Raw genomic sequence first — 26,845 nt, 5'->3', positions numbered from 1 at the left:
GCGTCCCGGCGGGGCCCTCGGGCGGCACCACTCGTGTGGGCGGATGCGCGGACGCCCCGGCTGGGCGGGACTCCGGTTCCGCGGCCGGCGTCTCGTCCGTCGCGTACGTGGTCATGCGGCTGCCGTCGGCGTACACCCAGTGCCCGTGGGCGGAGTCGTAGAGCCACACGGACTCGCCGTCGACGACGACGCCGATCCGCATGCCGTGGGTGCGGGTGCGGAACGACTCCCGGTCGAGGCCGCCCGCGAGGTCCTCCACCGCGGAGCGGTAGCGCGCGAGGGCTTCCTGTGCCCGGCCCAGTAGCGGACGCGGATCGGCGGCGCGGGTGAGGGGCCCGTCCGCGGCGGGCGGATCCAGCGGTACGGCGACCAAGCGGCGGCCGTCGACCCAGGCCGACCAGCCGTTGAAGCACAGCACGTGCCCCCAGTCGCCCTGCCGTTCCAGGAGCTGTACCGGCAGCAGGGGGTCGAGGTCCACGGTGGGCCGGGACGGGTCGGGGGCCTCCCAGGCGGGCATCCCGTGCTGCGGGACGACGTGCGTGGGCCGGAAGCCGGGGGTCGTCATAGGCGCTCCCTACTTCCGCATGACGGCCGGTTCGTGCCGGCGCAGCATGCGGGACACCAGGAACCCGAAGAGCACCGACAACACGACCAGCATCCCGACGTCCAGCAGCCATGTGCCCGCCGAGTGTTCGAACAGCGGGTCCTTCGTCAGGTCGTCGGGCACGATCCGGCCCAGTCCAACCGTGCCGGCCATCGCGGCCAATGCCCAACGGGCCGGCACCAGCCAGCCCAGCTGCTCGAGTCCGGGGGTGTCGGCCAGCTTCAGCAGGGCTCCGCAGAACACGACCTGGACGATGGCGATGAGCACGAGCAGCGGCATCGTCACCTCTTCCTTGCGCACCAGCGCGGAGACGAGCAGGCCGAGCATCATCGCCGTGAACGCGAGCAGGGCGACGGCGACGGTGATCTCCACCAGCGGCGGCATCAGCACGCCTTCGCCGCCCGGTGCGTTGAGATCCACGCCGAACAGGGCGACCAGGGTCAGCACCACCGCCTGGAGCACGGTGATGACGCCCAGGACGATGACCTTGGACATCAGGTACGCCGATCTGGACAGGCCCACCGCCCGTTCCCGCTGGTAGATCACGCGTTCCTTCACGAGTTCGCGCACGGCGTTGGCGGCGCCGGTGAGCACCGCGCCGACGCAGAGGATGAGCAGCGCGTTCATCGCCGTGTCCTGCGTCAGCTTGCCGCCCGCCAGGGCGCGGGCCATGGCGCCCATCACGAACGGCAGGGCGATCATGATGATCAGGAAGGTGCGGTCGGCGCTGAGCGCGGCCGCGTACCGGCGTACCAGCGTGCGGAGTTGGGCACCCCGGCTGCGCGGACGGGGCGGGGCGGTGATGACGACGGGCTCGGACCGGGGTTGCTGGGGCTGCGCGGAGGCGTCGGTCACGTACCGGCCGTGGAAGGGCGAGGCGAGGTACTCCCCCGCCCAGTCCCGGTCCGTGTCCCGGTCGAAGGCCTCGAAGGCCTCCGGCCATTCCTCGAAGCCGAAGTACGGCAGGGCGTCCTCGGGCGGCCCGTAGTAGGCGATCTTCCCGCCGGGCGCGAGCACGAGGAGCCGGTCGCACACGTCGAGGCTGAGCACGCTGTGGGTGACGACGATGACGGTCCGGCCGTCGTCGGCGAGGCCGCGCAGCATGTGCATCACCGAGCGGTCCATGCCGGGGTCGAGGCCGGAGGTCGGCTCGTCGAGGAAGAGCAGGGACGGTTTCGTCAGCAGTTCCAGGGCCACGCTGACGCGTTTGCGCTGGCCGCCGGACAGGCTGTGCACGGGCTGGTCGGCGCGCTGTTCCAGGCCCAGTTCGCGGATGACCTCGTCGACCCGGGCGCGTCGCTCGGCCTTGGCGGTGTCCTGCGGGAAGCGCAGTTCGGCGGCGTAGGAGAGGGCTTTGCGGACGGTCAGCTGCGCGTGCAGGATGTCGTCCTGCGGGACCAGTCCGATGCGCTGGCGCAGCTCCGCGTAGTCGCGGTAGAGGTCACGGCCGTCGTAGAGGACGGTGCCGTGGCCCGCGGGCCGCTGGCCGGTGAGGGCGTTGAGGAGCGTGGACTTGCCTGCGCCGCTCGGGCCGACGACGGCGAGCAGGCACTTCTCCCCCACCGGGAACGACACGTGGTCGAGGAGCGTCTTGCGGCCGCGGTCGACGGAGACGGCGAGGTCCTGCACGTCGAGGGAGACCTCACCGGTGTCGACGTACTCCTGGAGTTGGTCGCCGACGAGGCAGAACGCCGAGTGGCCGATGCCGACGATGTCGCCCTGGCCGACCGGGGCGCTGGTGACGGGGCTGCCGTTGAGGTAGGTGCCGTTGTGGCTGCCCAGGTCGACGATCTCGTAGGTTCCGTCGGCCAGGGCGCGCAGTTCGGCGTGCCGCCGGGAGACGATGAGGTCGTCGATGACCAGGTCGTTGTCGGAGGCGCGGCCGATGCGCACGGTGCGGGACGGCAGCGGCCGCACGGTCGTGGGCTGCCGGTAGGTGCCGGTGTGGGCCGGCATGGAGACGGCGGAGGGGCGTTCGGGGGTGCGGGCGCGGGGCGCGGGGCGACCCGCGAGGGTCATGCGCGGCCCGTCGGCAGGGTTGCCGAAGCGGATGACGCTGCCGGGTCCGACGTCCCACTCGTGGATGCGCCTGCCATCGGCGTAGGTGCCGTTGGTGCTGTCCTCGTCCTCGATGATCCAGTGACCGTCCTCGGGCTTCAGTACGGCGTGGTGCCAGGAGACCCGGTCGTCGTCGATGACGATCTCGCACATCGGGTCGCGCCCCACGTGGTAGTCGCGGCCCGGAATCATCACGGTGGTGCCGGTGTCTGTCTCCAGCACGAGCTCTGGTGCTACCGAGGGTTGCGCCATGGTCAAGATTCTACCGATTTGCCCTGTTGTGCGCCTGGGCGAGCGGGGCGGCGAAAAGGTCAAGCGGTCAGCGGGCCTACGGGGTCAGCCGACGGTGATGCCGACGAAGGGAGCGGCACGCTGCATCCGCAGGGCGTCCACGGACTCGGCGAGCAGTTCGTACTCGGTCGTCTCGTCACTGGTGGCGATGCGCACGAGCCGTCCGGCCGCCAACTCCTCGGCGACCCGCCCCTGCTGGGCGGGATCGGCGCACCAGGCGCGCAGCAGCGCGGGCACGTCGGGCACGGTGTGGGCGACCGGCACGAGCGCGCCCGGCGGTAAGTGCTCGGCATCGGGCTGGGGATCGAGGCGCTGGGCGATCCAGGAGGCGCGGTCGCGCAGCCACCACAGGGCGAGGGCGAGGGTGGGAGCCCGGTAGGTTCCGAGGGGCACTCCGATACGGCGGCCGTCGCAGACTCCGTACGCCGTGACGTGGCACAGAAACTCGTCGTGCACGTGACCTCCCCCGTTGCCCTGCCCGTCTGCCGGCCCGGCTTCGCTGCTGCGGCTCGCGTGCTGTGCGTGAGGGCGCCGTCGCTCGATGTGAAAAGCGCTCTCGCAGGTCAGTATGTTCACTACTGAATCACTGTCACCACGACTTTCCGGCCACTCTCCTGGCATATTCACCCCCCGAGTTGGCCGAAATCCGGCGAGGGGTCCCAGCGGCCCACGACTCCGGAGGTAATCGACGCTTCCGGCGGGTGCGGGCAAGGTGGTCGTACCGGGTTCACCACGAGGGGAATCCAGGCCCTGACCAGCAGGTACGACTCCCTGGAGGCTGATCACCCATGTCCGCGACCAGGGGATCGTCACGGTGATCGCGGCGGCCGGGAGCAGTTCCCGGGGTTCACGTTCCGGCTCACCGGTGTCGTCGGCGGGCACCACGGGGCAGGACCGGATCAGGACCGTGCTCGGGTTCCTGGACCGGGTGCCCGCCGGGGCGTGAGGCCGCCGCGCGATGAGTTCTCCGGCGTCCGGCGGTCTGCATGAGGGAGATACCGCCGAGCACCGGAGGACGCCATGGCCATCACGACAGAACTGGACGCGGAGTTCACCGCCGTCCTGCGCAAGAGCTCCGCCGAGGGCGGCTGGACCTATCTGATCTGGCCCCGGTCCGTCGAGTTCTTCGGCACCCGCGGCCTGGTCAAGGTCCGCGGGACGATCGACGGCCACCCGTTCCGCAGCTCCTTCATGGCCCTGGGGGACGGCACGCACAAGCTGCCCGTGAAGGCGGACCTCCGCAAGGCGATCGGCAAGGAGGAGGGCGACACGGTGACCGTACGCCTGGAGGAACGGCTCGGCTCCTGACCGGTGTGCCCGGGGCGGGCGCCCCGGGCCCCGGGCCCCGAGGAGGTGCTACTGCTTGACGATGGCGTCGATGCGGGCCAGCTCGTCCGCGTCGAAGTCCAGGTTCCGGGTGGCGCCGACGCTGTCCTCGATCTGCCGCGCACTGCTCGCGCCGACCAGCGCCGAGGTGACCCGGCCACCGCGCAGCACCCAGGCCAGTGCCATCTGGGCCAGGGTCTGGCCGCGGGACTTCGCGATGTCGTTCAGGTCGCGCAGCCGGCCCACCAGGTCCTCGGTCAGCGCGTCGGAGTTCAGGAAGGGGCTGTCGCTCGCGGCCCGGGAGCCCTCGGGGATGCCGTCGAGGTAGCGGGCGGAGAGCACGCCCTGCTCCAGCGGGGAGAAGACGATGGAGCCGACCTGGAGCTCGTCGAGGGCGTCGAGCAGGCCCTCGTCCTCGGGGCGGCGGTCCAGCATCGAGTAGCGCGGCTGGTGGATGAGGAGCGGGGTGCCCAGTTCGCCCAGGATGCGGGCTGCCTCGCGGGTCTGCTCCGCGGAGTAGTTCGAGACGCCGACGTAGAGCGCCTTGCCCTGCTGCACCGCCGAGTGCAGGGCCCCCATCGTCTCCTCGAGCGGGGTGTCCGGGTCGGGGCGGTGCGAGTAGAAGATGTCGACGTAGTCCAGGCCCATCCGCTTCAGGCTCTGGTCCAGCGAGGACAGCACGTACTTGCGCGAACCCCACTCACCGTACGGTCCGGGCCACATCAGGTAACCGGCCTTGGTGGAGATCACCAGCTCGTCGCGGTACGGCGCGAAGTCCGTCTTCAGGAACTCGCCGAGCGCGGACTCGGCGGCGCCGGGCGGCGGGCCGTAGTTGTTGGCCAGGTCGAAGTGGGTGACACCGAGGTCGAAAGCGCGGCGCAGGATGGCGCGCTGCGTCTCGACGGGCCGGTCCGGGCCGAAGTTGTGCCACAGGCCGAGCGAGAGCGCGGGGAGTTTCAGGCCGCTGCGTCCGGTGCGCCGGTAGGGCATGTCCGCGTAGCGGTCGGGGTGTGCGGTGTACAACGCGACTCCAGAGGGGTTGGCACGGTCGGGATGAAACCGGTCTCCACTCTGGCGTGACCTGCGCCCATGCGTCCAACAGAAGAATCCGATGGAATTCAGCGGCTACGCTTCTCAGTCATGGAACTGCGCCACTTGCAGCACTTCGTCGCGGTCGCCGAGGACCAGCACTTCACCCGGGCGGCGGAACGCCTCCTGGTGTCCCAGTCGGGCCTGTCGGCGTCCATCCGGGCACTGGAGCGGGAGCTGCAGACGCCGCTGTTCGTGCGCACCACCCGCCGGGTGACCCTCACCCCGGCCGGGCGGGCGCTGCTCGGCGAGGCGGAGCGGATCCTGGCGCAGGTCCGCTCGGCCCACGAGGCGGTGGCCGCGGTGCAGGGCGTGCTGCGCGGGATGCTCACGCTCGGATCCGAGCAGTGCATCGCCGGGGTGCATGTGGCGGGGCTGCTGGCGGCGTTCCGGCGGAGCCACCCGGACGTGGAGATCTGTCTGCGCCAGGCGGGCTCGGGGGCTCTGGCGGAGGAGGTCGCGGCCGGGCGCCTGGACCTGGCGTTCGCCGTGCGCACCGCCCAGGAGGACACCGACCAGCTGCGGGCGGTGCCGCTGACCAGCGAGCCGATGACCGTGCTGTGCCATCCGAGTCACCGGCTCGCCGCGGCCGGCGTGGCGGTGACGCCGGAGGATCTCGGTGGTGAGGTCTTCGTCGACTTCCATCCGGACTGGGGGCCGCGGCGCACCACCGACGCGGCGTTCGCCGCGGCGGGCGTGCGCCGGAGCGTCGCCCTGGAGGTCAACGACGTGCACAGCCTCCTCGACCTCGTGGACGAGGATCTCGGCATCGCCGTCGTGCCGCGTCACTTCCGGCACAAGCGCGACTCGCTGACCGCACTGCCGGTGAAGGGGGCCGAAGACGCCCTGTACGAGACGGTGGCGCTGCTGCCGCCCGAGCCGGCGACCAGTCCGGCGGCCCGGGCGCTGATGGGCCTGCTGGAAACAGGGGGCCTGGCACCACTCCAGGGTGCCCACCCCTCCTGATCCGTCAGCGAGGCGCCGGTGACCCGCAGGCACCGGTACGGCTGCTCGGCCGCTGCCACGGAGAGGTCACTCGCCTGCCAGGCGGCCGACGGCACCCCGCCCTACAGGGCCTTCGCCAGCGCGCTCATCAAGCACGACCTGCTGCGCGGCACCTCACAGGTGCACCGGCTGCCCGCGGGCGCGGCGGCGAGCGAGGCCGTGTTCGTGCCGTCCGACCCGTACGACGGACGGGCGGCGGAGGACAACGGGTATGCGATCGCGTATGTGCACGACCTCGACCGCGGGGCGTCGGACCTGGTGATCCTCGCCGCCCGGGACTTCACCGGGGAACCGGTGGCCCGGATCCACCTCCCGGGCCGGGTGCCGCCGGGCCTCCACGGGAGCCGGGTTCCCGACGCGTGATTCCCGGCGATGCGCGATGGTGGATCCATGCATGCGAAGGACATCCTCATCGACGGCTTCAGCCGCATCCGCGAAGAAGTCCACGCCACCGTCGAGGGTCTCGGGCCCGACGAGCTGAGCGCCCGCCCCACCCCCGACACCAACTCGATCGCCTGGCTGGTCTGGCACCTCACCCGCGTCCAGGACGACCACATGGCCGACGCCTTCGGCCGGGAACAGGTGTGGCTGTCCCAGGACTGGGAGAAGCGCTTCGGTCTTGACCTGCCGCGCCGCGACACGGGCTACGGCCACAGCCCCGCCAAGGTCGCCAAGGTCCGGGTCGACTCGGGCGAGCTGCTGACCGGCTACTACGACGCCGTGCACGAGCAGAGCCTGGACGCCCTGCGGGGCCTGGCCGCCAAGGACCTGGAGCGGGTGGTCGACGAGCGCTGGGACCCGCCGGTCACCCTGGGCGTCCGGCTGGTCAGCGTCCTGTCCGACGATCTCCAGCACGTCGGACAGGCCGCCTACCTGCGGGGGCTGCTTCAGAGCGCGGCGGCGTAACCGGGCAGCACCACGTCCCGGATGAGGGCGTTGCGCTCGTCGAACGGGATGAACGCGCTCTTCAGGGCGTTGACGGTGACCGTGCGCAGGTCCTCGACGGTCCAGCCGGCCTGCTCGACCAGCAGGGACATCTCACGGGTCATCGTGGTGCCCGACACCAGGCGGTTGTCGGTGTTGAGGGTGACGCGGAAACCGAGGTCCTTGAGCGCGGTGATCGGGTGCTCGGCGATGGAGGTGGCGGCGCCCGTCTGGAGGTTGGACGTCGGGCACATCTCCAGCGCGATGCGCCGGTCGCGCACCCAGCCGGCGAGCCGGCCGAGCTTGCCCGCCGCGAGGTCCGGGATGTCGTCGGTGATCCGCACGCCGTGCCCGATGCGCTGGGCGCCGCACACCTGGAGAGCCTGGTGGATGCTGGGCAGGCCGTGCGCCTCGCCGGCGTGGATGGTGAAGGGCACGTTCTCGCTGCGCAGGTGCTCGAAGGCCGCGAGGTGGTCGGCGGGCGGGAAGCCGTCCTCGGCTCCGGCGATGTCGAAGCCGACGACACCGGCGTCGCGGAACGCCACGGCCAGGTCGGCTGCCTCGCGCACCCGGTCGAACATCCGCATCCCGCACAGCAGGGTGCCGACCCGCACGGGTGTGCCCGCGGCGGCGGCCTTCGCCATGCCCGCCGCGAGGCCCTCCTGGACGGTCTCCACGACCTCGGCCATGGTGAGCTCGCCGTTGGTGTTCAGCTCGGGGGCGTAGCGCACCTCGCCGTACACGACACCGTCGGCGGCCAGGTCGAGCACGTACTCCTCGGCCGTGCGCAGCAGGCCCTCGCGGGTCTGCATCACGGCGAGGGTGTGCTCGAAGGTGGCTATGTAGCGCACCAGGTCACCGGAGTTGGCGGCCTCGTAGTACCAGGCGGCGAGCTCGTCCGGGTCGGTCGTGGGCAGGGTGTGACCGACCGCCTCGGCCAGCTCCACCACGGTGGCGGGGCGCAGGCCGCCGTCGAGGTGGTCGTGCAGCACGGCCTTGGGGAGGCGGCGGATCAGATCGGCGTCTACGCGCGTAGCAGTCATGGCGGTTCTTTCCTCGGGCGGATCGTTCGAAGCGGTGGGGAGGGGTCAGCCGGCGGGCTGGAGCAGATCCCAGCGGTTGCCGTACAGGTCCTGGAAGACGGCGACGGTCCCGTACGGCTCGTGCCGCGGCTCCTCCAGGAAGGTCACGCCCGCGGCGGTCATGCGGGCGTGGTCGCGGGCGAAGTCGTCGGTGTGCAGAAAGAAGCCCACGCGCCCGCCCGTCTGGTCCCCGACCCGGGCCGCCTGGGCCTCTCCCCTGGCACGGGCCAGCAGCAGTCCGGTGCCGGTTCCCGGAGTGCCGGGTTCAACGACGACCCAGCGGGATCCGTCGGGCCGGGGCGCGTCCTCGGCGAGCCGGAACCCGAGGGCGTCGGTGTAGAAGCGGATCGCCTCGTCGTAGTCGTCGACGACGAGGGTGACCAGGGCGATACGTCGCATCGGGGCCTCTCGGAGCGGGCGGTTGACCGGAGAGGTTATACGTAAAACTCCGGAGATGCCAACCACTCGTCCGGGCCGTGTACGCCGCCCTGCGGGGGACCATCGGCATCCCGTCCGACGCCCGGTTCCAGGTGCTGAGGGACCACGACGGAACGAGCGGCACCCCGCGTCACGACGACTACCTCGGCGTGCGGCGCGACGACGGCATCGCGTACGTCGCGATCACGCCGCGGTCCGGCCGCCCGCCCAGAAGCAGGAGCTCTACCGAAGGATCGCCGAGCCGGCCCACGCGTACGCGGGCACCAAGCCGCGGAACGTGTTCGACGTCCTGACGGAGAGCGAGTCGGGCGGACTGGTCGCTCGGGGAGGGTTTAGCGCAGTACCTCGACGATCGGTCCTAGGCCCCGGGCTTAGGGCCGCGGCCCGAGGCGGTGCGGCCCCCGTGCCCGCTAGCGTCCCGGCCATGAAGATCACCGAGCAACCCCGCACCCCCGAGCAGCGCAAGGCGGACCTGCTGGGCCGGCTGGAGCGGGAGATCGACATCTGGGTCGCGACGTCGGACGCCGAAGGAATGCCGTGTCTGGTCCCGCTGTGGTTCGTGTGGCACGACGAGGCCGTGTGGCTGTGCACCCGGCTGACCAATCCCACCGGCCGCAATCTGCGGGACGGCGGGCGGGCCCGGCTGGCCTTCGGGGACACCAGGGACGTGGTGCTCGTCGACGGTGAGGTGCGGACCCACCCGATGCGGGAGGTGCCGTCGGCGGCGGCCGAGGCGTTCCGTGTGAAGACCGGCTGGGATCCCCGCGAGGACCACGCGTCGTACGCGTTCTTCCAGGTGCGGCCGCGTGCGGTGCAGGCGTGGTGCGAAGTGCGGGAACTGCCGCTCAGGCATCTCATGCGGGAGGGTGTCTGGGTCGTGTAGACGCCCGTCAGCAGGCCTGCCGGCGCGCCCTGCCGAGCCGGTTCAGTTCCTCGCCCGTGAGGCGGATCGCCCCCGCCGCCACGTTCTCGACGAGGTGGTCGGGATTGCCGGTGCCGGGGATGGCGAGGACGTGGGGACCTTGGTGCAGGGTCCATGCGATGCGGATCTGGGCGGGGCTCGCGCCATGGGCCCGGGCCACGGCTCGGACGTCCTCGTCGTGGGCCGTGGTGGCGCCCCGCTCGCCGGCGTCGCCCGCGACGGCGTAGAACGGCACGAAGGCGATGCCCTGCTCGCCGCAGACGCGGAGCAGTTCGTCGCCGTCGGGGTCGGGGCGGTCGAGGGCGTACCGGTTCTGGACGCAGACCACGGGGGCGATGGCCCGGGCCTCGGCGAGATGGCGGGGTGTGACGTTGGAGATGCCGAGGTGGCGGATCAGGCCCGCCTCGCGCATCTCCGCGAGGGCGCCGAAGTGCTCGGCCATGGAGTCGTACGTCGGCATCCGGCGCAGGTTGACCACGTCCAGGTGGTCGCGGCCGAGCTGGCGCAGGTTCTCCTCGACGTGGCCGCGCAGGTCCTCGGGGCGGGCCGAGGTGCCCCACTCCCCGTCGTAGCCGCGGTACGGGCCCACCTTGGTGACGATGACCAGGTCGTCGGGGTAGGGCGCGAGGGCGCTGTTGATCAGTTCGTTGGCGGAGCGCAGCGACGAGAAGTAGAAGGCCGCCGTGTCGATGTGGTCGACGCCGAGGTCGATCGCCCTGCGCAGGACGGCGATCGACCGGTCGCGGTGGCTCGGCGTGCCGTGGTGGAAGGCGGCGCTGCCCGTCAGCCGCATCGCGCCGAAGCCGAGGCGGTGGACGGGCAGGTCGCCGAGTTTCCAGGTGCCCGCGGCGTCCGCGGTGATCGTCCGTGAACTCATCGGCGGAGTCTCACACACGGCATGTGGTCCGGCGAAGCCGGTTTACGGATACGTGTACGAGTTGAGGGTGGTGACGGCGGAGGCCGGGTTGCCGCGGTCGTAGTGGTCCACGGCGAGGAAGTTGGGCTTCTTGCGGGCGGCCGGCTGGCAGAACCTCTGGGCGCGGTCGGCGAGTTTGGTGTTGTCCGTGCCGGCCGTGCCGGTGAGCGGGACGTCACGGAAGTGGTTCATGACGAACAGCGGGCGGAAGCCCGGTTCGGTGCGGGTCAGCGGGATGTTGGTGTCGGCGCCGTACCAGCGGCTGTAGCAGGACCAGTCGGAGGTGCCGAGGCCCGAGCCCATCGACCAGTGGTTCTCGACGGTCCACTCGGACTGGTACATGACCCCGAAGCTGTCCCGGGTCAGGCCCGCGGCCTGGTCGGCGGAACGGCTGTGGTCGGTGAAGATCAGCAGCCGGTCGCCGGCGGCGGCCAGGTCGGCCATCGTCGGCCAGCCGTTCTGCCGGACGCCGGTGAGGTCGGGCCGGTAGAGCACGTCCGACAGGCCGTTGACACGGGCGAGTTCGGCGCGCAGGACGGCCGGGTCGACGTAGTCCTCCAGGAAGACGGTGACGAACTGGTCGGGATGGGCTTTGAGGAAGTCGACCATGCGCTGGAGGTCGACCCACAGCGCGACGGGCCTGCTGACGAGGGTGCAGCTGTTGTGGCAGAGGATCGCGCCGTCGGGGGTCTGGTGGATGTCCAGCATGAATCCGCGGACCCCGTCGGCGAGTTGGCGTTCGATGCCGCGGGTCTGGTTGGGCACGAGGTTGACGAAGGGCGGGGCGAAGCCGCCGTCGACGCCGTTGGCGTAGGCGTTGTGCGTGGTGAGGAACGTGACCTGGTCCAGGGTGCGCCGGTCCTGCGGCGGCATGGGCCGGGTGGCGGGCGTGACCGGGGTGAGGTACCAGGCGGCCAGGTCGCCGGATCCGCCGAGGGCGAGCCGGGCGGGGTAGGTGGCGCCGGGCGGCTTGGGCGCGACCGTGAGGTGGCGGGCGGTTCCCGGGGCCTTGAGCGTGTAGCGGTCGGAGCCGATCGGGTCGATCTGCCACCCGGCGTCGGCACTCGCGCAGGCGACGGTCGCGGCCTGGTCGCCACTGCGGCCGAGACAGCTGCCGGGCGCGACGGTGTTCTCCAGGAGGTAGGCGGACCCGGTCGGCTTCAACTGCCACTGCTGGCGGTCCTCGTTGCCGCGGGGTCTGTGCTGCTCGACCGCGCCGCCGTTGTCGGCCGCGTTGAGTCCGGTCGTGGCGCTCTGGACGTAGTACGCGCCCGGAGCCGGAACGGCGGCGGCGGCAGCGGGCTGGGGGGCCACGACCGCGGCGGCCAGTGCCGCGGTCGTGGCGAGCAGGGCGTGGGGGGTGCGCAGTCGCATGAGGATGCCCTTCGATCAACCGTCAGGTTCATGACATCCCGCATGACACCACGCGGCACGGTCCCGCGTCAGCAGTACAGGTTGCCTCCGGGGGACGTCCCGAGGATCTGCGTGAACCGCTGGTAGTTGTTCACCCGGCTCTGCACCTGCGCCGGGTTCTTGCCGTCGCACTCCAGGGAGCCGTTGATGCTGCGGATCGTCTGGCCGAACCCGGCGCCGTTCACCATGGCGTTGTGCGGGGTCATGCTGCCGGGGCCGGTCTGGGTGTTCCAGTACCACAGGGCCGTCTTCCAGGCGACGGCCGAGTCGTTCTGCACCAGCCAGGGGTTGTTCAGCAGGTCGATGCCGAGCGCGTCGCCCGCGGCCTTGTAGTTGAAGTTCCAGCTCAGCTGGATCGGGCCGCGCCCGTAGTAGGCCGCCTGCCCGGCCGGACAGCCGTAGGGCTGTCCCCAGTCGCAGTAGTGCGGGTAGTTGGCGGTGTTCTGCTCCACCACGTGCACCAGCCCGCCGGTCTCGTGGCTGACGTTGGCGAGGAAGGCCGCGGCCTCCTGCTTCTTCACCGTGTCGCTGCCGGTGTTGGCGAAGCCGGGGTAGGCGCTCAGGGCCGCGGTCAGACCGCTGTAGCTGTAGAACGAATTCCGGTTCGGGAACATCTGGTTGAACTGCGACTCGCTCACCACGAAGCGGGCGTTGGGCGTGCCCGGACCGCTGTCACAGGCGTACGGCTCCCAGTACCAGGTGCTGATGACCGGGTCGTAGCCTGGATTGGCGTGCTCGGCGATGTACGCCTTGCCGTCCGTGTAGCGGACGATGTCGCCGGCGTTGTACGACTTCCCGGCCGTCCAGTTCGGGTAGCTGGAGCAGGCGGCGGCCGAGGCGTTCGAGGCGGGCAGGAGCACCGGCGCGGTGCCGGCGAGGGCGAGGGTGGCCAGGACTGCGGAGATACGGCGTCTCGACACGGGTTCAACTCCTTCGCGGAGCACGGCCGCACGCTGACGAGGGCAGAGCGAAGCGGGCCCTCGACCGCACGCACCGGGGGTCCGGTCACGGCGTGGGGGCGGCCGTGGTGGGGGGCTGTGGAGCCACACTCAACCGCGTTGGTCTGTACCAGTCAAGGGTGTAGACCAGTCAGGTCCAGACCTGTTGGCGTCCGCGCTGGTTGACGGCCCGGCATTCCCCGGCCGGCTCGGCGCGATCCGGGACCCCGCCGTGCCGTCCGGCGTCCTGGAGCGCTCACACGTGCGCCGGGTCCTCCAGCGTCGCCGCCAGCCGGTCCAGCAGGGACCGCAGCAGGTCGTCATCGCTTTCGCCGAGCGAGGGCCGGGCGGCGCGGACCGCCCGGTCGACGCGCTGCCAGAACTCCTGGCCGCGGGGCGTGAGAAGGGCGAGGACGCGGCGGCGGTCGAACGGATCGACCCTGCGGTGCACGAGGTTCTGGTCGACGAGCTGGTCGACCAGCTTGGTCAGCGTCGGCGGCGGCAGGAAGGCGGCCTCCGCGAGAGCCGTCATGTGGTGCCCCTCGCCGTCCGAAAGCGACGCCAGCACCCGCCACGCGTCCAGCGAGCAGCCCTCCGCTTCCAGCGCGCCCTGCAACCGGCGCGCCGCGAGTCGTTCGGCCCGCGTGAGCAACTGCACGAGGTCGTCGGGCCGACGCGGCGGGGTGGGGCTGGGCATCCCTGCTCTCCTAGGTGCCGAGGGGTGTCCATCGTAGGAGACGCACTGGAGGTCGTCCCCTGGAGCCGGAATCATGACGCCATGTTCCGGCGCGACCTTCCCGGGCCCGAGTGGTTCACGGCCGACGACTCGGTGCTCGGCGTGGCCCTCGTCTTCCCGCTGCAGGGGCCGGCCGGGATCTTCGGGCCCACGTGTGAACTGTGTGCGCGGCTGGCCGCCGAGGAGGTCAACCGGGACGGCGGCGTGCTCGGCAGACAGCTCCGGCTGGTGCCCGTCGACGGCTCGGGCGCGCCGCACGAGGTCGCCGACGAGGTCGAGGCGCTCGTGGACCTGGGCGCCGTGCGGGGCGTCACCGGCTGGCACATCTCCTCCGTGCGGCGGGCGCTCGCACCGCGGATCGCGCACCGCGTCCCGTACGTGTACACCGCGCTGTACGAGGGCGGGGAGGACACGGCGGGAGTGTTCCTGACCAGCGAGACCCCGCGCGACCAGCTCCGGCCGGCGATGGATCTGCTGGCACGCGAGCGCGGGGTGCGGCGCTGGTTCGTGGTGGGCAACGACTACGTGTGGCCGCGGCACACGGCCCGCTCGGCCCGCGCCTACGCCCGGGACCGCGGCGGGTGCGTCGCCGGTGAGGCGTACCTGCCGCTCGGCACCCACGACTTCGAGCCGGTGCTGCGCCGCGTCGAACGCTCGGACGCCGACGCGGTGCTGATGCTGCTCGTCGGCAGTGACGCGGTGCGCTTCAACCGGTCGTTCGCGGCGTACGGCCTGCACGCGCGCTGTCTGCGGCTGAGCACGCTGATGGACGAGAACATGCTGATGGCGAGCGGCCCGGAGGCCACCGAGGACCTCTACAGCACGGCCGGGTTCTTCGCCTCGCTGGCCAACCGCGACACCCTCGACTTCCACGGGCGGTACTCCGCCCGCTACGGCGTCCAGGCACCCGCCCCCGGCAGCCTCGGCGAGTCCTGCTACGAGGGTGTGCTGCTGCTGGCCGCGCTGTTGAAGAGGGCCGGGACGCTGGACATCTCGGCGATCGGCGCGGCGGCCGGGGCCGGGGCGGTGTCGTACGAGGGTCCGCGCGGGCTGCTGCACCTGCGCGACGCCCATGTGCGCCAGCGGATCTACCTGGCGCGGGCCGACGGGCTCGATTTCGACGTGCTCACGGAGCTGGATGCGCGGCCCCGGGGCGACAGGTCCTAGGTCTTTCTGAATATCGGAAGATCCCTGGGATCGCGGGAACTCGCCAACTCCGAACTCGACCGAGTGGGCGCCCAGAAGGTCTACGGGCCTCCGCTGTCCGAATTCAACCTCCTCGCCGCCTGACGGACTTGACCGCGGCGCCACGTGGCGCCGCGGTCAGCCGGCAGCCAGGCCCATCGACCGGCGGGTGGGGTGGATCAGCGCAGTCCGGCGAAGAGGTCGTCCTCGGGTGTGGCCGCGCCAGTGGCGTCCTGGACCCGTACGAAGGTCTCCATGCCCATCAGTTCGCCGAACCTCTCCTTGCCCATCCTGAGGAAGAAGATGTTCTCGCCCTGACTGGCGTGCGCGGCCAGCGCGTCGAACTTCTGGCCGCTGAACGCGGTGGTGTCCACCCACGTGGTGATCTCATCGTCGGGGAGGCCGATCTCGGCCATCGCGGCGGCCTCGGCGGGATCCGGCTCCGGCATGTCCTCACCGAACTCGCTCATGATCTCGCCGAACCGCTGCATCATCGAGCGGGGCATCGTCGTCCAGTACACCTTCGGCGTCAGCGCGGTCATCTCCAGCGCCGCCATCGTGATGCGGTGGGCCTGGATGTGGTCGGGGTGACCGTAGAAGCCGTTCTCGTCGTAGGTGACGACCACATCAGGTCGGTAGTGCCGCATGAGTTCCGCGAGTCGGGCCGCGCCTTCCTCCACGGGGGTCCGCCAGAAGGATCCGGGAGCGTCGTTGCTCGGCCAGCCCATCATCCCGGAGTCGGCATAGTCCAGCATCTCCAGATCGCTGACCTTCAGGACGTCACAGCTCGCCTTGAGTTCTTGACGGCGCATCAACGCGACGGCCGCCGGATCGTGCCCGGGATCGCCCGGCTTGACACCTCCCGGTCCGTCACCGCAACCGCCGTCGGTACACGTCACAAGAACCGTGCGGAAGCCTTCCGCCGCGTACCGCGCGAGGACCCCTCCCGTTCCGGTGGCCTCGTCGTCGGGATGGGCGTGCACGGCCATGAGCGTCAAAGGCCGGTCGGTCATGAGTCAGTCCTCCGTCAAAAGCATGTCGTGATCAAAGTGCTCGGCGAGCTACCACCTGAGGCCCGGATTTCCGCAGGGCGGGCGACCTCCCGGTCTCCGTGCTTCCCCGCCCGCGCGGCGCCGGTCCCTCGTCCATGCAACCCCGCCGACCGGTCCGGCTGTTCCCCGCACGGCCTCGGGCGCCGCTGCGGCTGACGTCCCCAGCCAGGCACAGGGCGACAGCGGCGCGGACCATGCCGGGTGGAGTGCCCCGGCCGGAGCGAGGTCCGGTGCGGCCCGTGTGACCGGAGCCGCTGCCGGCCGGGCAGCCCGAGCAGCACGCACCCACGTCCGCCGCAGGGCTGGAGGGGGCCGTATGAAGCGTGGCGGAAGGCGGCGGCCGGGGGGATGACGCCCGTCCCGTACTTGTCGCGCACGCGGTCGACAGCGACCTCGGCATCAGGGTCGGGTCGCGGGCCGCCCGGCCGCAGCAGCGCCGGCGGGGCCCGCCGACGACACGCCCCCGGGTCAGCGCCCCGCGCCGCCCGACCGCGAGAATTCCTCCCATGACCACCACACCCCATCCCCTCGTCACCGGCGCACAGCGACTGGCGCACGATCTCCTCGTCCCGCAGGCCGAGCGCGTCGATCAGGAGGGGGTGCCCGCGAGCCATCTCGAGGCCGTGAAGCGGGCAGGGCTGCTGGGGGTGGTCGCGCCGCGCGAGTACGGCGGGGCGGACGCGCCCGTGGCCGTGGCGCGGGAGACCGCGGAGATCCTGGCCGGGGCGTGCTGCTCCACATGGTTCGTGCAGACACAGCACCACACCCCGGTGAAGCTGCTCAGCACCTACGACTCCCCCGTGCGGGAGAAACTGCTGCGCCCGCTGGCGACGGGCGAGCTGATGGCCGGCATCGCGTTCGCCCATGTCCGTGCCTTCCCCCGGGTGCCCGTGCGGGCCGTCGCCGAGGAGGGCGGCTGGCGGTTCGAGGGCCGGGTGCCCTGGTACACGGGCTGGGGGCTGAACGATGTGATGCTGCTGGCCGGGGTGACGGACTCGGCCGAGGTGGTGTTCGTGTTCGCCGAGGCCCGCGCCCAGCCAGGGCTGACGCCGTCGGCGCCGATGCGGCTCGCGGCCCTCACCGCCGCGCGTACGGTGTCCCTGGAGCTGGACGGCCTGTGGGTTCCGGACGAGTCCGTCGTGCTGCGCACCCCGCAGGAGGAGTTCGCCCTGGTCGACCTCCCCCGGGCCGCCAACGCCAGTCCGGCCGTGTTCGGGGTGGCGGACGCGGCACTGGACCTGGTGGCGCAGACCCCGGAGGGCCGGGAGACGGCCCGGTCGCTGCGGGCCCGGCTCGACGAGACACGGCAGGAGGCCTACGCCCTGGCCGACCGCCCCGCCCCGCAGGACACCGTCCCGGAACGGCTGGCCGTGAAGACACGGGCGTACGACCTCCTGCGCGCGGCCACGACCGCGGCGATCGTCGCCGGAGGCGGCCGCTCCATGGCCCTGGACAGCCGGGCGCAGCGGCTGGCGCGCGAGGGGATGTTCCTGCTGGTGCAGGGCCAGACGGCGGAGGCACGCCGGACGCACCTCGACTCGCTGGCGTCCGGCTAGCCGAGGCGGGGCGCCTCCGGCGCCCGGTCCGTCCGGGACGACAGGGCCTTCCCGCGGAACTCGGCTTCGATTCCAGGGTTGATCTTCGGGTGCGGTCCGCGTGGTGTCAGCTCGCGACCGGCCCGAAAGGAGCGGAGGCGGATGGCGCAGTCTTCAGGCCCGCGGGATGCCGCCGCCACAGTCCCCGCGCGGCGAGGCGCGGCAGGAAGCCCTCGCCGAACCCCGGCGACCGGAGCCGGGCGATCTTCTCGGAGACCTGGGCGGGCGGCTCGTCCCAGGTGAGGTAGACGTCGGCGTGCCGGGCGGCGATCTCACCGGCGATGGGCGAGGAGCCGCCGAAAGTGGACTCGGGCACCGGGTCGGGCCCCCGGGCCGGCACCGCGTCCTCCACCCGGACGGGCTCGCCGTGCAGGTCGACGGTCCGCCCCCGCCACAACTCCCGTACTGCCTGGAGGAATTCACCGGTCGGGTCAGCCCGCCACGGCCAGCAGCGGGATGCGGCCGAGCGCTGCGGAGAACTGGTCGACCACCTGGGTCAGCGCTTCGGTGGCGGCCGGCGCGACGGTCAGGGAGCCGTCGTCCTGCACGGCGATGTCTTTGTCGAGGGTGAACCAGCCCTGGACGATGTGGGCCGCACCCATGGAGTTGAGCACCGGGCGCAGGGCGTAGTCGATGGCCAGCACATGGGCGACGCTGCCGCCGGTGGCGAGTGGCAGGACGGTCTTGCCGGTCAGGGCGTACTGCGGGAGCAGGTCCAGCAGGGCCTTCAGGACACCGGAGTAGGACGCCTTGTACACGGGTGTGCCGACGACGACGCCGTCGGCCCGCGCGAACAGTTCGGTGGCCTCGACGATCGCGGGGTGGCGGAAGTCGGCTCCGAGCAGGGCCTCGGCGGGGATGGTGCGGACGTCGAGCGGGATCACGTCATGCCCCTGGGCCGCCAGCCGCTTGTCCAGGTGGCGCAGCAGTCGGCTGGTGCGGGAGGAGGCGGAGGGGCTGCCGGAGACGGACAGGACGGTGGCCATGGGCTCTCTTTTCCGGGATGAGGCGCGACTGCGCGGGCATCGCCGAATTCGGGAATGCGCGGATGAAAGGGCGTGCCGAAGCACCGAATTCAGGCGTGAGGGGAATTCACCGCACACGGCATCCGGCCGGAACGGCAGTGGCCGGCCTACGGCGGATACGGCGGTGTGAGGAAGCGGCGAGCCGAAGGACTCAGGCTGCGGCGCGACAGGAAGCGCTGGAGACGCGTGCGAGGTCGACGTGGCGTCGCCGCGTGAGGTCCAGTCGCATGGTCATGCCATGGATCGTGGCAGTGGGCGTCGAGGGCCGTCAAGGAATTCGCGGCTCATCTCGTATCCCGGACCGGCCATTTCACGAAAGGCGCTTCGGAAAGGCTTGCGTGCGCCCTCGGTTCGGCCTGCTCGGTTCGGCACGGTCCGAGGGCGCGGGTCTTTGTGCGGTGCGGGCGGGGCGCCGCCTCAGTCGCTGTCCGCCGGAACGACCACGAGGAAGGCGTCCGACTCCAGGTCCATCACGACGGTGGCGGGTTCGCCCTCGGCGCGGCGGCGTGCCGCGTACTCCTCCGCGGGCCAGGATCCGCGCGGAGACCCCGCCGGGAACCGTTCCAACACCTTCGCACTGATGGCCGCAGTCACGTCCGCTGCCCTCCCCTGTCCCGCGCCGCCCGCCGGGGCGACGCCGATCGGTCGCTGTCGTACACATGCGGATGCCCCCGATCCGCCCGGACATGTACTGCCGGGTAGATCCTGGTACCCTCCGCCGACCTCTACACATAAAGGTGAGATAAGAGCAGAATGACGCTTACGCGGCGTTTACCGCATACCCCACCAGACGCGGTCGCCCTGCACCACGAAGGAGACGCATCATGGCCAACGTCTCGCCCACCAGAGGGGATATCACCAGCCACCCGGATGCCTCCGAGATGCGGGACCGGTACGCCCGCATGCTCGGCGGCCGCGATGTGGCGCTCGTGGACGGACCGGTGTTCCTGCTCGGTCTGTACTGCGCCGCCTCCCCGTGGATCGTCCACTACACGACCAGCCAGCCGGCCCTCGTGACCCACAACCTGATCATGGGTATCGCGATCGGTCTGCTGGCGCTCGGGTTCACTCGCGCTCCGGAGCGCATGTACGGCCTGAGCTGGGCCATGTGCGCGCTCGGGGTGTGGATGATCATCTCGCCGTGGGTCGTCGGCGAAAGCCCGGACGCCGGTGTCGTGTGGAACAACATCATCATCGGTGCACTGGCCGTGATCCTCGGGCTGGTGTGCGCCGGAACGGCGGCGAAGGCCTCGCCCAGGCCGTAGCGCCCGCCGGAAAGGAGCAAAAGGCCGGTCCGCGTCCCGGACCGGCCCGTTCACGTCGGCCACGCCGGCATCCCGACGGACCGGGCGGGTGCGGATGTGACATCACCACCACACGGAGGCGACATCACCACCCCGCGGAGGTGGCTTCCGCGTCCTCAGCTCGGCTGGGACGCGTACTCGTACGGCGTCGTGGTCGTCAGCGAAAGGAATCCGAGCCCCTCCAGGATCGGCCGGCTCTGGCTGGAGGCGTCGACCTGGAGGTAGCGGTAGCCGCGGGTCGCCGCCGCGTGGGCTCGGTGGGCCACCAGGGCGCGGTAGATGCCGCGGCCGCGCCAGCCCGGGACGGTGCCGCCACCCCACAGACCGGCGAAGGGCGTGCCGGGCACGAGCTCCATGCGCGCCGCGCTCACCGGCTCGTCGCCGGCCAGCGCCACGACGGCGACCACGCCGTCCGGGTCGGACAGCCGGGCGAGGAGCTGGTGGCGCAGCCAGGAGCTGTCGGCTCCGAACGCCTTCTCGTGCACGTCGGCCACGAGATCGACGCCCGCCGGGTCGGTGACCTGCACGAGGCGCACGCCCTCGGGCGGTGCGGCGTCGCGGGCCGGACCGGTGGCCTCGCCGATCATCAGCGTCTCCTCGGGCCCGGGCGTGAACCCGGCCGCGCGCAGCCGCCGCCCGAGGTCCGCCGGCCCGTCGTGGCCGTACAGCTTCCACTCGAAGTCGAGGCCGAGCCCGGTGTAGTGACCGATCTGGTCAGCGATCGCCGCGTCCGCTCCGGCCTCGTCCAGGGCGGACCACAGCACGCCCTTCCAGCCCGGCGCCGGGGCGATCTGGCGGACGACGCCGCCGGTCCGCTCGACACGGGCGCCTGGACCGTCCGGCCGCGCTCCCTCGCGCAGGTAGCGGTCGAACAGGGTGAGCAGCTCGGCATGATCCATGGACAGACCCCAGCAGCCGCCGGGCCTTGCGGCAAAGGGTTTTCCGGCCCGGCGGCACTCCCTGGACCCGCGGCCCCGTTCCTTTCCCCCGGCGCCCGGGCGCCATAGGGTCCTGTTGATCACCTCGTCACGGGAAAGGCCGGTCCCATGGTCGTGAAGGACACGGAACTGCCGCATCTGCGCCGCTGCGTGGAACTCGCCGCCGAGGCCCTGGAGTCCGGGGACGAGCCGTTCGGGTCGGTCCTGGTGGGCGGGGACGGCACCGTCCTCGCCGAGGACCACAACCGGGTGGCCTCGGGCGACCGCACCCGGCACCCCGAGTTCGAGCTGGCGCGCTGGTCGGCGGCGCACCTCACACCCCGGGAGCGGGCGGCCGCCACGGTGTACACCTCCGGCGAGCACTGCCCGATGTGTGCGGCCGCGCACGCCTGGGTCGGTCTCGGACGCATCGTCTACGTCGCCTCGTCCGAGCAACTCGGCTCGTGGCTGTCGGAGTTGGGGGTCCCGGCCCCGCCGGTGCGGACACTCCCCGTGCGCGAGGTCGCACCCGGAGTGACCGTGGACGGTCCGGTGCCCGAACTGACCGAGCAGATCAGGGATTTGCACTTCAGCTTCCACCGCGGTCGCGACTGAGACGCCGGTCGGGAGAGGTGATTCCGGCCTGACGGGCAGCGCCCGAGATGCAGGGCCGCTCGGACGAACCTATGATCGATTCCAATTGGACCAGGCGAAAGACCAGGCGTACACCCCGGTCTCCGCGACGGGGGGAGGCACATGCCTTCACTGCCGGCACATCGGCTCATGGCCGTCTATATCGCGTTGGTCGCGGTTGTCACTATCGTGTACATGACTGTGCCCGCGGCCTTCACAGCGCTCTGGGCCGTCATAGGGCTGGCGGGCGTTGGCGCCATCCTGGTCGGCACGCGTATCCACCGCCCCGCCCATGCGTGGCCCTGGTGGTTTCTCGCCGGCGGAATCTTCACCTTCATCGCGGGCGACACGTACTACAACGTGATGGAGCAGTACTTCGACGCCTCCAACCCGTTCCCCTCCCCCGCCGACGCCTGCTACCTCGCCACCTATCCGCTGTTCGCGATCGGTCTGTCGGGGCTGGTGCGGCACAGGTGGGCCGACCGCGACCTGCCGAGCCTGCTCGACGCCCTGATCGTCACCGCCGGCCTCGCGCTGCCCGTGTGGGTGTACCTGGTGCAACCGCTGACCGTGGTGCAGGGCATGAGCTGGCAACAGCGGGCCATCAGCATCGCCTACCCCCTCGGCGACATCCTCGTGCTGGCCCTGCTGGTCCGGCTGCTCACCCCCAGTCCGCTCAACGGGTCCAATCGCGCCGTACGCCTGCTGGTCGTGGGCACGGTGACCCTGCTGGTCACCGACATCGCCTACGGGATCCTGCAGTTGTACGACGTGTGGGAGACCGGGAGCCTGCTGGATCTCGGCTGGGTCGTCTTCTACACCGCCTGGGGCCTGGCCGCGCTGCATCCCTCCATGGTCGAGCTGACGGCCTCCGTGCCCCAGCGGGAGTCCCTGCTGCCGCCGCGGCGCCGGCTGGTCATGCTCGCCGTGGCCACGCTCATCGCGCCGGGGATCCTGCTCTGGGAGGGGCTGAGCGGTCAGAGCCGGGACGCCGCCGTGATCGCGGTCTTCTCGGGTGTGCTGTTCCTCCTGGTGATCCTGCGGCTGGCGGGGATGGTCGTGGCACATCGCCGCGCGGTCACTCGCGAACTGGCCCTGCGGGGAGCGGCCGCCTCGCTGGTCTCCGCCTTCCGGCAGGAGGAGGTCGACCAGTCCTGCCGGAAGGCGGTCGACCGGCTGATGGGTCCGGACACAGCGCACCGGACCATGCTGCTGCCGACGGACCAGGCGGCGGATCTGGGCGCCCACGGCACCCGGCTGGTGAGCCCGGCCGCCCTCGACCCCGCGATCGCCGCCCGGCTGAACGGCCTGCCGTCGGTCCTGGTGTGTCCCATGACGCAGCCGGACCGTCCGACCGGAGAGGTGCCGGGCATCCTGCTGATCGCCGCCCCCGAACGGCAGCTCAACGAGACCTGGGGCTCCCTGGAGATCCTGGCCTCCCACGCGGGCCTGGCCATGGAGCGCGTCGCGCTGCGCAAGGAGGTGTTCCGGAGGGAGAACGAGGCGTACTTCCGCACCCTCGTCCGCAACACCTCAGACGTGATCCTGATCCTGGAGGACAACGACACCATCCGGTACGCCAGCCCGTCCGCACGGTCCGTGTTCGGCACCGACGAACTGGTGGGCGTGCCGCTGCCGGAGCTGGTGGACCCGGGGGACCGGGAGCGGGCGGCGCGAGGGCTGACCGTCGTACGGGAGCGGGGGTCGGGGGCGGGACACGACCACTGGTGGGTGCGGCGCCGGGAGGCGCGCGTCGAGGTGGAGGTCCGGTTCAGCGACTTCCGGGACGAGCGGACCGTGTCCGGTCTGGTGGTGACCCTGCGGGACGTGACCGAGCAGCGGCGGCTGGAGCAGGAGCTGACCCAGCGGGCCTTCCACGACTCGCTCACCGGTCTGCCCAACCGGACGCTGCTGTTGGAGCGGATCGAACGCGCCCTGCTGCGCGGGCGTCGCGAGTCCTCCCTGACGTGTCTGCTCTTCATCGACCTCGACGACTTCAAGCTGGTCAACGACACGATGGGACACCGTGCGGGCGATCAGCTGCTGGTCGCGGTCGGCAACCGGCTGTCCAGAACGCTGCGGCGCACCGACACCGCGGCCCGGCTCGGTGGTGACGAGTTCGCCGTGCTCATGGAGGACGCCAAGCAGCCCCTGGACGCCGAACTGCTGGCGGCCCAGGTGATCCAGACGCTGAGCAGGCCTTTCGACCTCGCCGACGAATCGGTGCCGGTGTCCGCCAGCGTGGGCGTGGCCACGGCGCGCGACAGCACGGACGCGGAGGAGCTGCTGGGCCATGCCGACCTCGCGCTGTACGCGGCGAAGGCGGCGGGCAAGCGGCAGTGGCGCCGCTTCAAGCCGCTGCTGCGCAGCCGCATGGTCAAGCGGCACGATCTGCAGTCGCAGCTGGCCCAGGCGGTCGCCGACAAGGCGTTCGCGCTGCGCTACCAGCCGGTCGTGGACATCACGGCGGGCGAGGTCGTCGGTTTTGAAGCCCTGGTCCGCTGGCCGCACGAGCAGCGGCCGCCCGTCATGCCGGACCAGTTCATCGGCCTGGCCGAGGAGACCGGGCACATCGCGCCGCTGGGCTCGTGGGTGCTGGAGAACGCGGTCAGCGACATCGTGAACCTGCAACGGCTGCCCGGCCCCGCCCGACCGCCGTACGTCAGCGTGAACGTCTCCGCCCGTCAGTTCCGCGACGCCGGGTTCATCGAGCAGGTCGGGGAGGCACTGAGCACCCCGGGCCTCGAACCGGGATCGCTGCAGCTGGAGATGACGGAGACGGTGCTGCTGCACCGCGACGACCGGCTCCAGACGGTGCTGGCCACGCTGAAGGACCTCGGGGTGCACATCGCCGTCGACGACTTCGGCACGGGCTTCTCCTCGCTGCGCTACCTGCGGGACTTCCCGATCGACGTGCTGAAGATCGACAAGTCGTTCATCGACGACATCGCGCGCGACGCCCAGCAGGTCGCCCTGGTCGAGGGGATCGTGCGGATCGCCGACACGCTGGGCCTGCAGGTCATCGCCGAAGGCATCGAGGACACCGCGCAGCGGGATCTGCTGGCGAGCATGGGATGCCGGTTCGGGCAGGGGTACCTGTTCGCCCGGCCGTTGACCCTGGAGCAGAGCGCGCACGTGCTGCGAGAACCGAGCACCCGTCCGTTCGCGCCACCGCGGACACGGCGGCCGCAGATCGACTCCGCCGCCCACGGACGCCGGAAGGCTCGCTGGGAGGACCTGGAGCACCTGCGGCGCACCAGCCCGATGAGCGACGCGGTCTTGGACGAGGTGCGCGGCCGGCACATCCGCAGCGGCGACAAGTGGCTGGTCGACTTCGCGTCCTGCAACTATCTGGGGTTCGACTGGGACCCGGAGATCATGGCCACGGTCGATCCCGCGGTACGCGAGTGGGGCACGCACCCGAGCTGGTCACGGCTGCTGGGCAGTCCGCGGCTCTACCCCGACATCGAGGAGCGGCTCGCCGCGCTGCTCGGCGCGCCGGACACACTGCTGCTGCCGACACTCACGCTGGTGCACTCGTCCGTGATACCCGTGCTGGCCGAGGAGGGCCACGTCTTCGTGGAGGCGACCGCGCACCGCACCGTCTACGACGGCTGTGTGGTGGCCCGGGCGCAGGGCGCCACCCTGCACCGCTTCCACGCCGAACGCCTCGACGACCTGCGCGGCCAGCTCGCCCGCGTGCCCAGCGGCACTCCCCGGCTGGTGTGCCTGGACGGCGTCAACAGCATGAGCGGCAACGTCCCCGACCTGCCGGCGCTGGCGGCGGTGTGCCGCGCCGAGGGGGCGACGATGTACGTCGACGACGCCCACGGCTTCGGCGTGATCGGCGAACGCGGGCCGGACGAACCGTGTCCGTACGGCATGCGCGGCAACTGCGTGGTGCGCCACACCGCGGAGTCCTACGACGGGATCGTGCTGGCCGGAGGGTTCTCCAAGGCGTACTCGTCGCTGCTGGCGTTCCTGGCGCTGCCGTCGGAACTGAAGAACCGGCTGAAGACGGCCGCGGCCCCGTACCTCTACTCGGGGCCGTCCCCCACGGCGTCCCTGGCGACGGCGCTGGCGGGACTGGACGTCAACGAGCGCCGGGGCGATGTCATCCGGGCCGACCTGTACCGCAAGACGGTGCGTGTGCTCGATCACCTGGACGCCATGGGGGTGAGCACCCTCAACAGGGACCGGCTGCCCATCGTGGAGGTGCCGCTGGCGAACCCGGCGGACCTCGACGCTGTGGCGGCGTACCTGTGGGAGGAGGGCATCTACGTCACGCTGGCGGCCTACCCCCTGGTGCCGCGCGACCGGGTGGGCTTCCGGGTGCAGCTCACGGCGATCAACTCCGACGAGGACATCAGCCACCTGAACGGGACCCTGACCCGGCTGTCCGAACGCTTCCCGCTGCGGATGAAGGACTAGCCGGCCATGACGACGCACAACGACGACGTGGACTGGGACCGCTGGCCGGTCGCCGACTACCTCGCGGAGCACTACCGCGAGGTACATCCCTGGGACGCGGCGGTCATCGCCCACCACAGCGCCTGCTACCGGCGTTTTCCGCCGGGCGGCATCACCCGCTCGGTGGAGTTCGGGGCGGGTCCCAACCTCTACCCGCTGATGCTCGCGTCCGCCGTGAGCCGCGAGATCGACGCCGTGGAGGCGGGAGCGAGCAACGTCGCCTACCTCACGGACCAGATCTGTCACCGTCCCGACGCGAGCTGGCTCCCGTTCCACGCTCTGTGCCGGGAACTCAACCCCGACGTGCCCGCGACGCTGGCCGGCGCGCTGGCCCCGGTGCACATCGTGCACGCCGACGTCCGGGCGCTGCCGCCGGGCGCGTACGAACTGGCCTCCATGCACTTCGTCGCCGAGAGCGCGACGGAGGACTTCGCCGAGTTCGCCGAGCTCTGCCGCACCTTCGTCCGCACGGCCCGGCCGGGCGGCTGCCTGGTCGCCGCGTTCATGGAGAACATGCCGACGTACCGCATCGGACCCGCCTCCCGCTGGCCGGGCTGTCCGGTGAGCCCGGCGACCGTCACGGAGGTCTTCGCGCCCCTGACCCGGGACCTGGACGTGACCCACATCGACATGGACCCGACCCTGCCGGACCACGGGGATTCGGGGATGGTGCTGCTCACGGGGGTGGCGGAGGCGGTGTAGCCCGTGCGGGTCAGCCGTCCGAACCGGGACGGAACCTCCGGCGCAGCACCACTCCCCCGGCGACCAGCGCCGCGCTCGCCGCGACGGCCTGGAGGGTGTGGTCCGTGCCCGTGTGCGCCAAGGCGCCCCTGGCGTGCGGGACGGTGCGCGGGGCCGGTTCGGGGGCCGGTTCGGACGGCTGACCCGCACGGGCTACACCGCCTCCGCCACCCCCGTGAGC

Annotated in this window: 27 protein-coding genes and 3 pseudogenes; 13 read left to right on the top strand and 17 right to left on the bottom strand. The window is 71.5% G+C overall.

Annotated elements, in window-relative coordinates:
- The 3 genes from K4G64_RS25880 to K4G64_RS25870 all read right to left on the bottom strand — a co-directional run.
- Positions 1-565 (bottom strand): hypothetical protein (locus K4G64_RS25880; protein WP_260460977.1); only part of this gene is annotated, 565 nt, incomplete at its 3' end.
- Positions 566-574: 9 nt separating this feature from the next.
- The gene (locus K4G64_RS25875) at positions 575-2,914 is read right to left on the bottom strand and encodes an FHA domain-containing protein (protein WP_221758402.1); all 2,340 of its coding nucleotides are present in this window, start codon (positions 2,912-2,914) and stop codon (positions 575-577) included.
- Positions 2,915-2,998: 84 nt separating this feature from the next.
- The gene (locus K4G64_RS25870) at positions 2,999-3,409 is read right to left on the bottom strand and encodes a hypothetical protein (protein WP_221758401.1); all 411 of its coding nucleotides are present in this window, start codon (positions 3,407-3,409) and stop codon (positions 2,999-3,001) included.
- A gap of 372 nt (positions 3,410-3,781) precedes the next feature.
- Between K4G64_RS25870 and K4G64_RS41125 the strand changes: the two are divergent.
- A pseudogene (locus K4G64_RS41125) lies at positions 3,782-3,899 on the top strand (nuclear transport factor 2 family protein); the annotation flags it as partial.
- A 74-nt stretch (positions 3,900-3,973) separates the two neighbouring features.
- Entirely contained in the window at positions 3,974-4,261 is a 288-nt protein-coding gene (locus K4G64_RS25865) for a DUF1905 domain-containing protein (protein ID WP_221758400.1), read from the top strand.
- Between the two features lie 48 nt (positions 4,262-4,309).
- Here K4G64_RS25865 and mgrA read toward each other — a convergent pair whose 3' ends face one another.
- The gene (gene mgrA / locus K4G64_RS25860; RefSeq protein ID WP_221758399.1) at positions 4,310-5,302 is read right to left on the bottom strand and encodes an L-glyceraldehyde 3-phosphate reductase; all 993 of its coding nucleotides are present in this window, start codon (positions 5,300-5,302) and stop codon (positions 4,310-4,312) included.
- Between the two features lie 117 nt (positions 5,303-5,419).
- Between mgrA and K4G64_RS25855 the strand changes: the two genes are divergently transcribed.
- The 3 genes from K4G64_RS25855 to K4G64_RS25845 are packed head-to-tail and all read left to right on the top strand — an operon-like array spanning position 5,420 to position 7,279.
- Positions 5,420-6,334: a LysR substrate-binding domain-containing protein gene (locus tag K4G64_RS25855; RefSeq protein WP_221758398.1), complete on the top strand. Its 915-nt coding sequence runs from the start codon at positions 5,420-5,422 to the stop codon at positions 6,332-6,334.
- Between the two features lie 18 nt (positions 6,335-6,352).
- Complete coding sequence (locus K4G64_RS25850; protein WP_308122489.1) at positions 6,353-6,736, top strand: carotenoid oxygenase family protein; 384 nt, start codon at positions 6,353-6,355, stop codon at positions 6,734-6,736.
- 27 nt (positions 6,737-6,763) lie between these two features.
- Positions 6,764-7,279 carry a DUF664 domain-containing protein gene (locus tag K4G64_RS25845; protein WP_221758397.1) on the top strand — a complete coding sequence of 172 codons (516 nt, stop codon included), beginning with the start codon at positions 6,764-6,766 and terminating at the stop codon, positions 7,277-7,279.
- Here K4G64_RS25845 and K4G64_RS25840 read toward each other — a convergent pair.
- Both K4G64_RS25840 and K4G64_RS25835 read right to left on the bottom strand, forming a co-directional pair.
- Positions 7,261-8,340: an adenosine deaminase gene (locus K4G64_RS25840; protein ID WP_221758396.1), complete on the bottom strand. Its 1,080-nt coding sequence runs from the start codon at positions 8,338-8,340 to the stop codon at positions 7,261-7,263. The genes K4G64_RS25845 and K4G64_RS25840 overlap by 19 nt on opposite strands.
- 45 nt (positions 8,341-8,385) lie before the next feature.
- Positions 8,386-8,778, bottom strand: coding sequence for a VOC family protein (locus K4G64_RS25835; protein WP_221758395.1), 393 nt, complete (start codon positions 8,776-8,778; stop codon positions 8,386-8,388).
- 53 nt (positions 8,779-8,831) lie between these two features.
- On the opposite strand from K4G64_RS25835, the pseudogene K4G64_RS40475 reads away from it, so the two are divergent.
- Both K4G64_RS40475 and K4G64_RS25830 read left to right on the top strand, forming a co-directional pair.
- A pseudogene (locus K4G64_RS40475) lies at positions 8,832-9,179 on the top strand (tautomerase family protein); the annotation flags it as partial.
- Between the two features lie 62 nt (positions 9,180-9,241).
- The gene (locus tag K4G64_RS25830; protein ID WP_221758394.1) at positions 9,242-9,700 is read left to right on the top strand and encodes a pyridoxamine 5'-phosphate oxidase family protein; all 459 of its coding nucleotides are present in this window, start codon (positions 9,242-9,244) and stop codon (positions 9,698-9,700) included.
- 7 nt (positions 9,701-9,707) lie between these two features.
- Here K4G64_RS25830 and K4G64_RS25825 read toward each other — a convergent pair whose 3' ends face one another.
- The 4 genes from K4G64_RS25825 to K4G64_RS25810 all read right to left on the bottom strand — a co-directional run bounded on the left by K4G64_RS25825 (position 9,708) and on the right by K4G64_RS25810 (position 13,703).
- Entirely contained in the window at positions 9,708-10,616 is a 909-nt protein-coding gene (locus K4G64_RS25825; RefSeq protein ID WP_221758393.1) for an oxidoreductase, read from the bottom strand.
- 42 nt (positions 10,617-10,658) lie between these two features.
- Positions 10,659-12,023 (bottom strand): PI-PLC domain-containing protein, encoded by a 1,365-nt coding sequence (locus tag K4G64_RS25820; protein WP_221758404.1) that lies wholly within the window; start codon positions 12,021-12,023, stop codon positions 10,659-10,661.
- A 74-nt stretch (positions 12,024-12,097) separates the two neighbouring features.
- On the bottom strand, positions 12,098-12,988 hold the full coding sequence (locus tag K4G64_RS25815) for a glycoside hydrolase family 19 protein (RefSeq protein WP_221758392.1): 891 nt from the start codon (positions 12,986-12,988) through the stop codon (positions 12,098-12,100).
- 274 nt (positions 12,989-13,262) lie between these two features.
- Positions 13,263-13,703: a MarR family winged helix-turn-helix transcriptional regulator gene (locus K4G64_RS25810; RefSeq protein ID WP_221758391.1), complete on the bottom strand. Its 441-nt coding sequence runs from the start codon at positions 13,701-13,703 to the stop codon at positions 13,263-13,265.
- Positions 13,704-13,784: 81 nt separating this feature from the next.
- On the opposite strand from K4G64_RS25810, the gene K4G64_RS25805 reads away from it, so the two are divergent.
- A complete protein-coding gene (locus tag K4G64_RS25805; protein ID WP_221758403.1) occupies positions 13,785-14,909 on the top strand; it encodes a substrate-binding domain-containing protein in 1,125 nt (374 codons plus the stop codon).
- Positions 14,910-15,106: 197 nt separating this feature from the next.
- Here K4G64_RS25805 and K4G64_RS25800 read toward each other — a convergent pair whose 3' ends face one another.
- Positions 15,107-15,940: a PIG-L family deacetylase gene (locus K4G64_RS25800; RefSeq protein ID WP_221758390.1), complete on the bottom strand. Its 834-nt coding sequence runs from the start codon at positions 15,938-15,940 to the stop codon at positions 15,107-15,109.
- Between the two features lie 545 nt (positions 15,941-16,485).
- On the opposite strand from K4G64_RS25800, the gene K4G64_RS25795 reads away from it, so the two are divergent.
- The gene (locus K4G64_RS25795) at positions 16,486-17,535 is read left to right on the top strand and encodes an acyl-CoA dehydrogenase family protein (RefSeq protein WP_221758389.1); all 1,050 of its coding nucleotides are present in this window, start codon (positions 16,486-16,488) and stop codon (positions 17,533-17,535) included.
- Positions 17,536-17,719: 184 nt separating this feature from the next.
- On the opposite strand, the pseudogene K4G64_RS40470 reads toward K4G64_RS25795, so the two are convergent.
- The 4 genes and pseudogenes from K4G64_RS40470 to K4G64_RS25780 all read right to left on the bottom strand — a co-directional run.
- Positions 17,720-18,001: pseudogene (locus tag K4G64_RS40470) on the bottom strand (LLM class flavin-dependent oxidoreductase); the annotation flags it as partial.
- Positions 18,002-18,005: 4 nt separating this feature from the next.
- On the bottom strand, positions 18,006-18,560 hold the full coding sequence (gene ssuE / locus K4G64_RS25785; RefSeq protein ID WP_221758387.1) for an NADPH-dependent FMN reductase: 555 nt from the start codon (positions 18,558-18,560) through the stop codon (positions 18,006-18,008).
- A gap of 190 nt (positions 18,561-18,750) precedes the next feature.
- The gene (locus tag K4G64_RS41505; RefSeq protein WP_351405193.1) at positions 18,751-18,828 is read right to left on the bottom strand and encodes a putative leader peptide; all 78 of its coding nucleotides are present in this window, start codon (positions 18,826-18,828) and stop codon (positions 18,751-18,753) included.
- Positions 18,829-19,016: 188 nt separating this feature from the next.
- Entirely contained in the window at positions 19,017-19,193 is a 177-nt protein-coding gene (locus K4G64_RS25780) for a hypothetical protein (protein ID WP_221758386.1), read from the bottom strand.
- Between the two features lie 230 nt (positions 19,194-19,423).
- Between K4G64_RS25780 and K4G64_RS25775 the strand changes: the two genes are divergently transcribed.
- A complete protein-coding gene (locus K4G64_RS25775; protein WP_221758385.1) occupies positions 19,424-19,864 on the top strand; it encodes an SPW repeat protein in 441 nt (146 codons plus the stop codon).
- Positions 19,865-20,019: 155 nt separating this feature from the next.
- On the opposite strand, the gene K4G64_RS25770 is transcribed toward K4G64_RS25775, so the two are convergent.
- Complete coding sequence (locus K4G64_RS25770) at positions 20,020-20,802, bottom strand: GNAT family N-acetyltransferase (protein WP_221758384.1); 783 nt, start codon at positions 20,800-20,802, stop codon at positions 20,020-20,022.
- 147 nt (positions 20,803-20,949) lie between these two features.
- On the opposite strand from K4G64_RS25770, the gene K4G64_RS25765 reads away from it, so the two are divergent.
- The 3 genes from K4G64_RS25765 (at position 20,950) to K4G64_RS25755 (ending at position 26,625) form a co-directional block, all read left to right on the top strand.
- Positions 20,950-21,435, top strand: coding sequence for a nucleoside deaminase (locus tag K4G64_RS25765; protein WP_221758383.1), 486 nt, complete (start codon positions 20,950-20,952; stop codon positions 21,433-21,435).
- A gap of 168 nt (positions 21,436-21,603) precedes the next feature.
- Complete coding sequence (locus K4G64_RS25760; RefSeq protein ID WP_221758382.1) at positions 21,604-25,884, top strand: aminotransferase class I/II-fold pyridoxal phosphate-dependent enzyme; 4,281 nt, start codon at positions 21,604-21,606, stop codon at positions 25,882-25,884.
- A gap of 6 nt (positions 25,885-25,890) precedes the next feature.
- A complete protein-coding gene (locus K4G64_RS25755; RefSeq protein ID WP_221758381.1) occupies positions 25,891-26,625 on the top strand; it encodes a class I SAM-dependent methyltransferase in 735 nt (244 codons plus the stop codon).
- 10 nt (positions 26,626-26,635) lie between these two features.
- Here K4G64_RS25755 and K4G64_RS40465 read toward each other — a convergent pair.
- On the bottom strand, positions 26,636-26,845 hold a 210-nt coding region (locus tag K4G64_RS40465; RefSeq protein ID WP_260460976.1), incomplete at its 5' end, for an LPXTG cell wall anchor domain-containing protein.

The organism is Streptomyces sp. WAC04114 (assembly GCF_019733245.1).
Lineage (GTDB): Bacteria > Actinomycetota > Actinomycetes > Streptomycetales > Streptomycetaceae > Streptomyces > Streptomyces massasporeus_A.
This window is presented reverse-complemented; position numbering and strand designations above follow the sequence as displayed.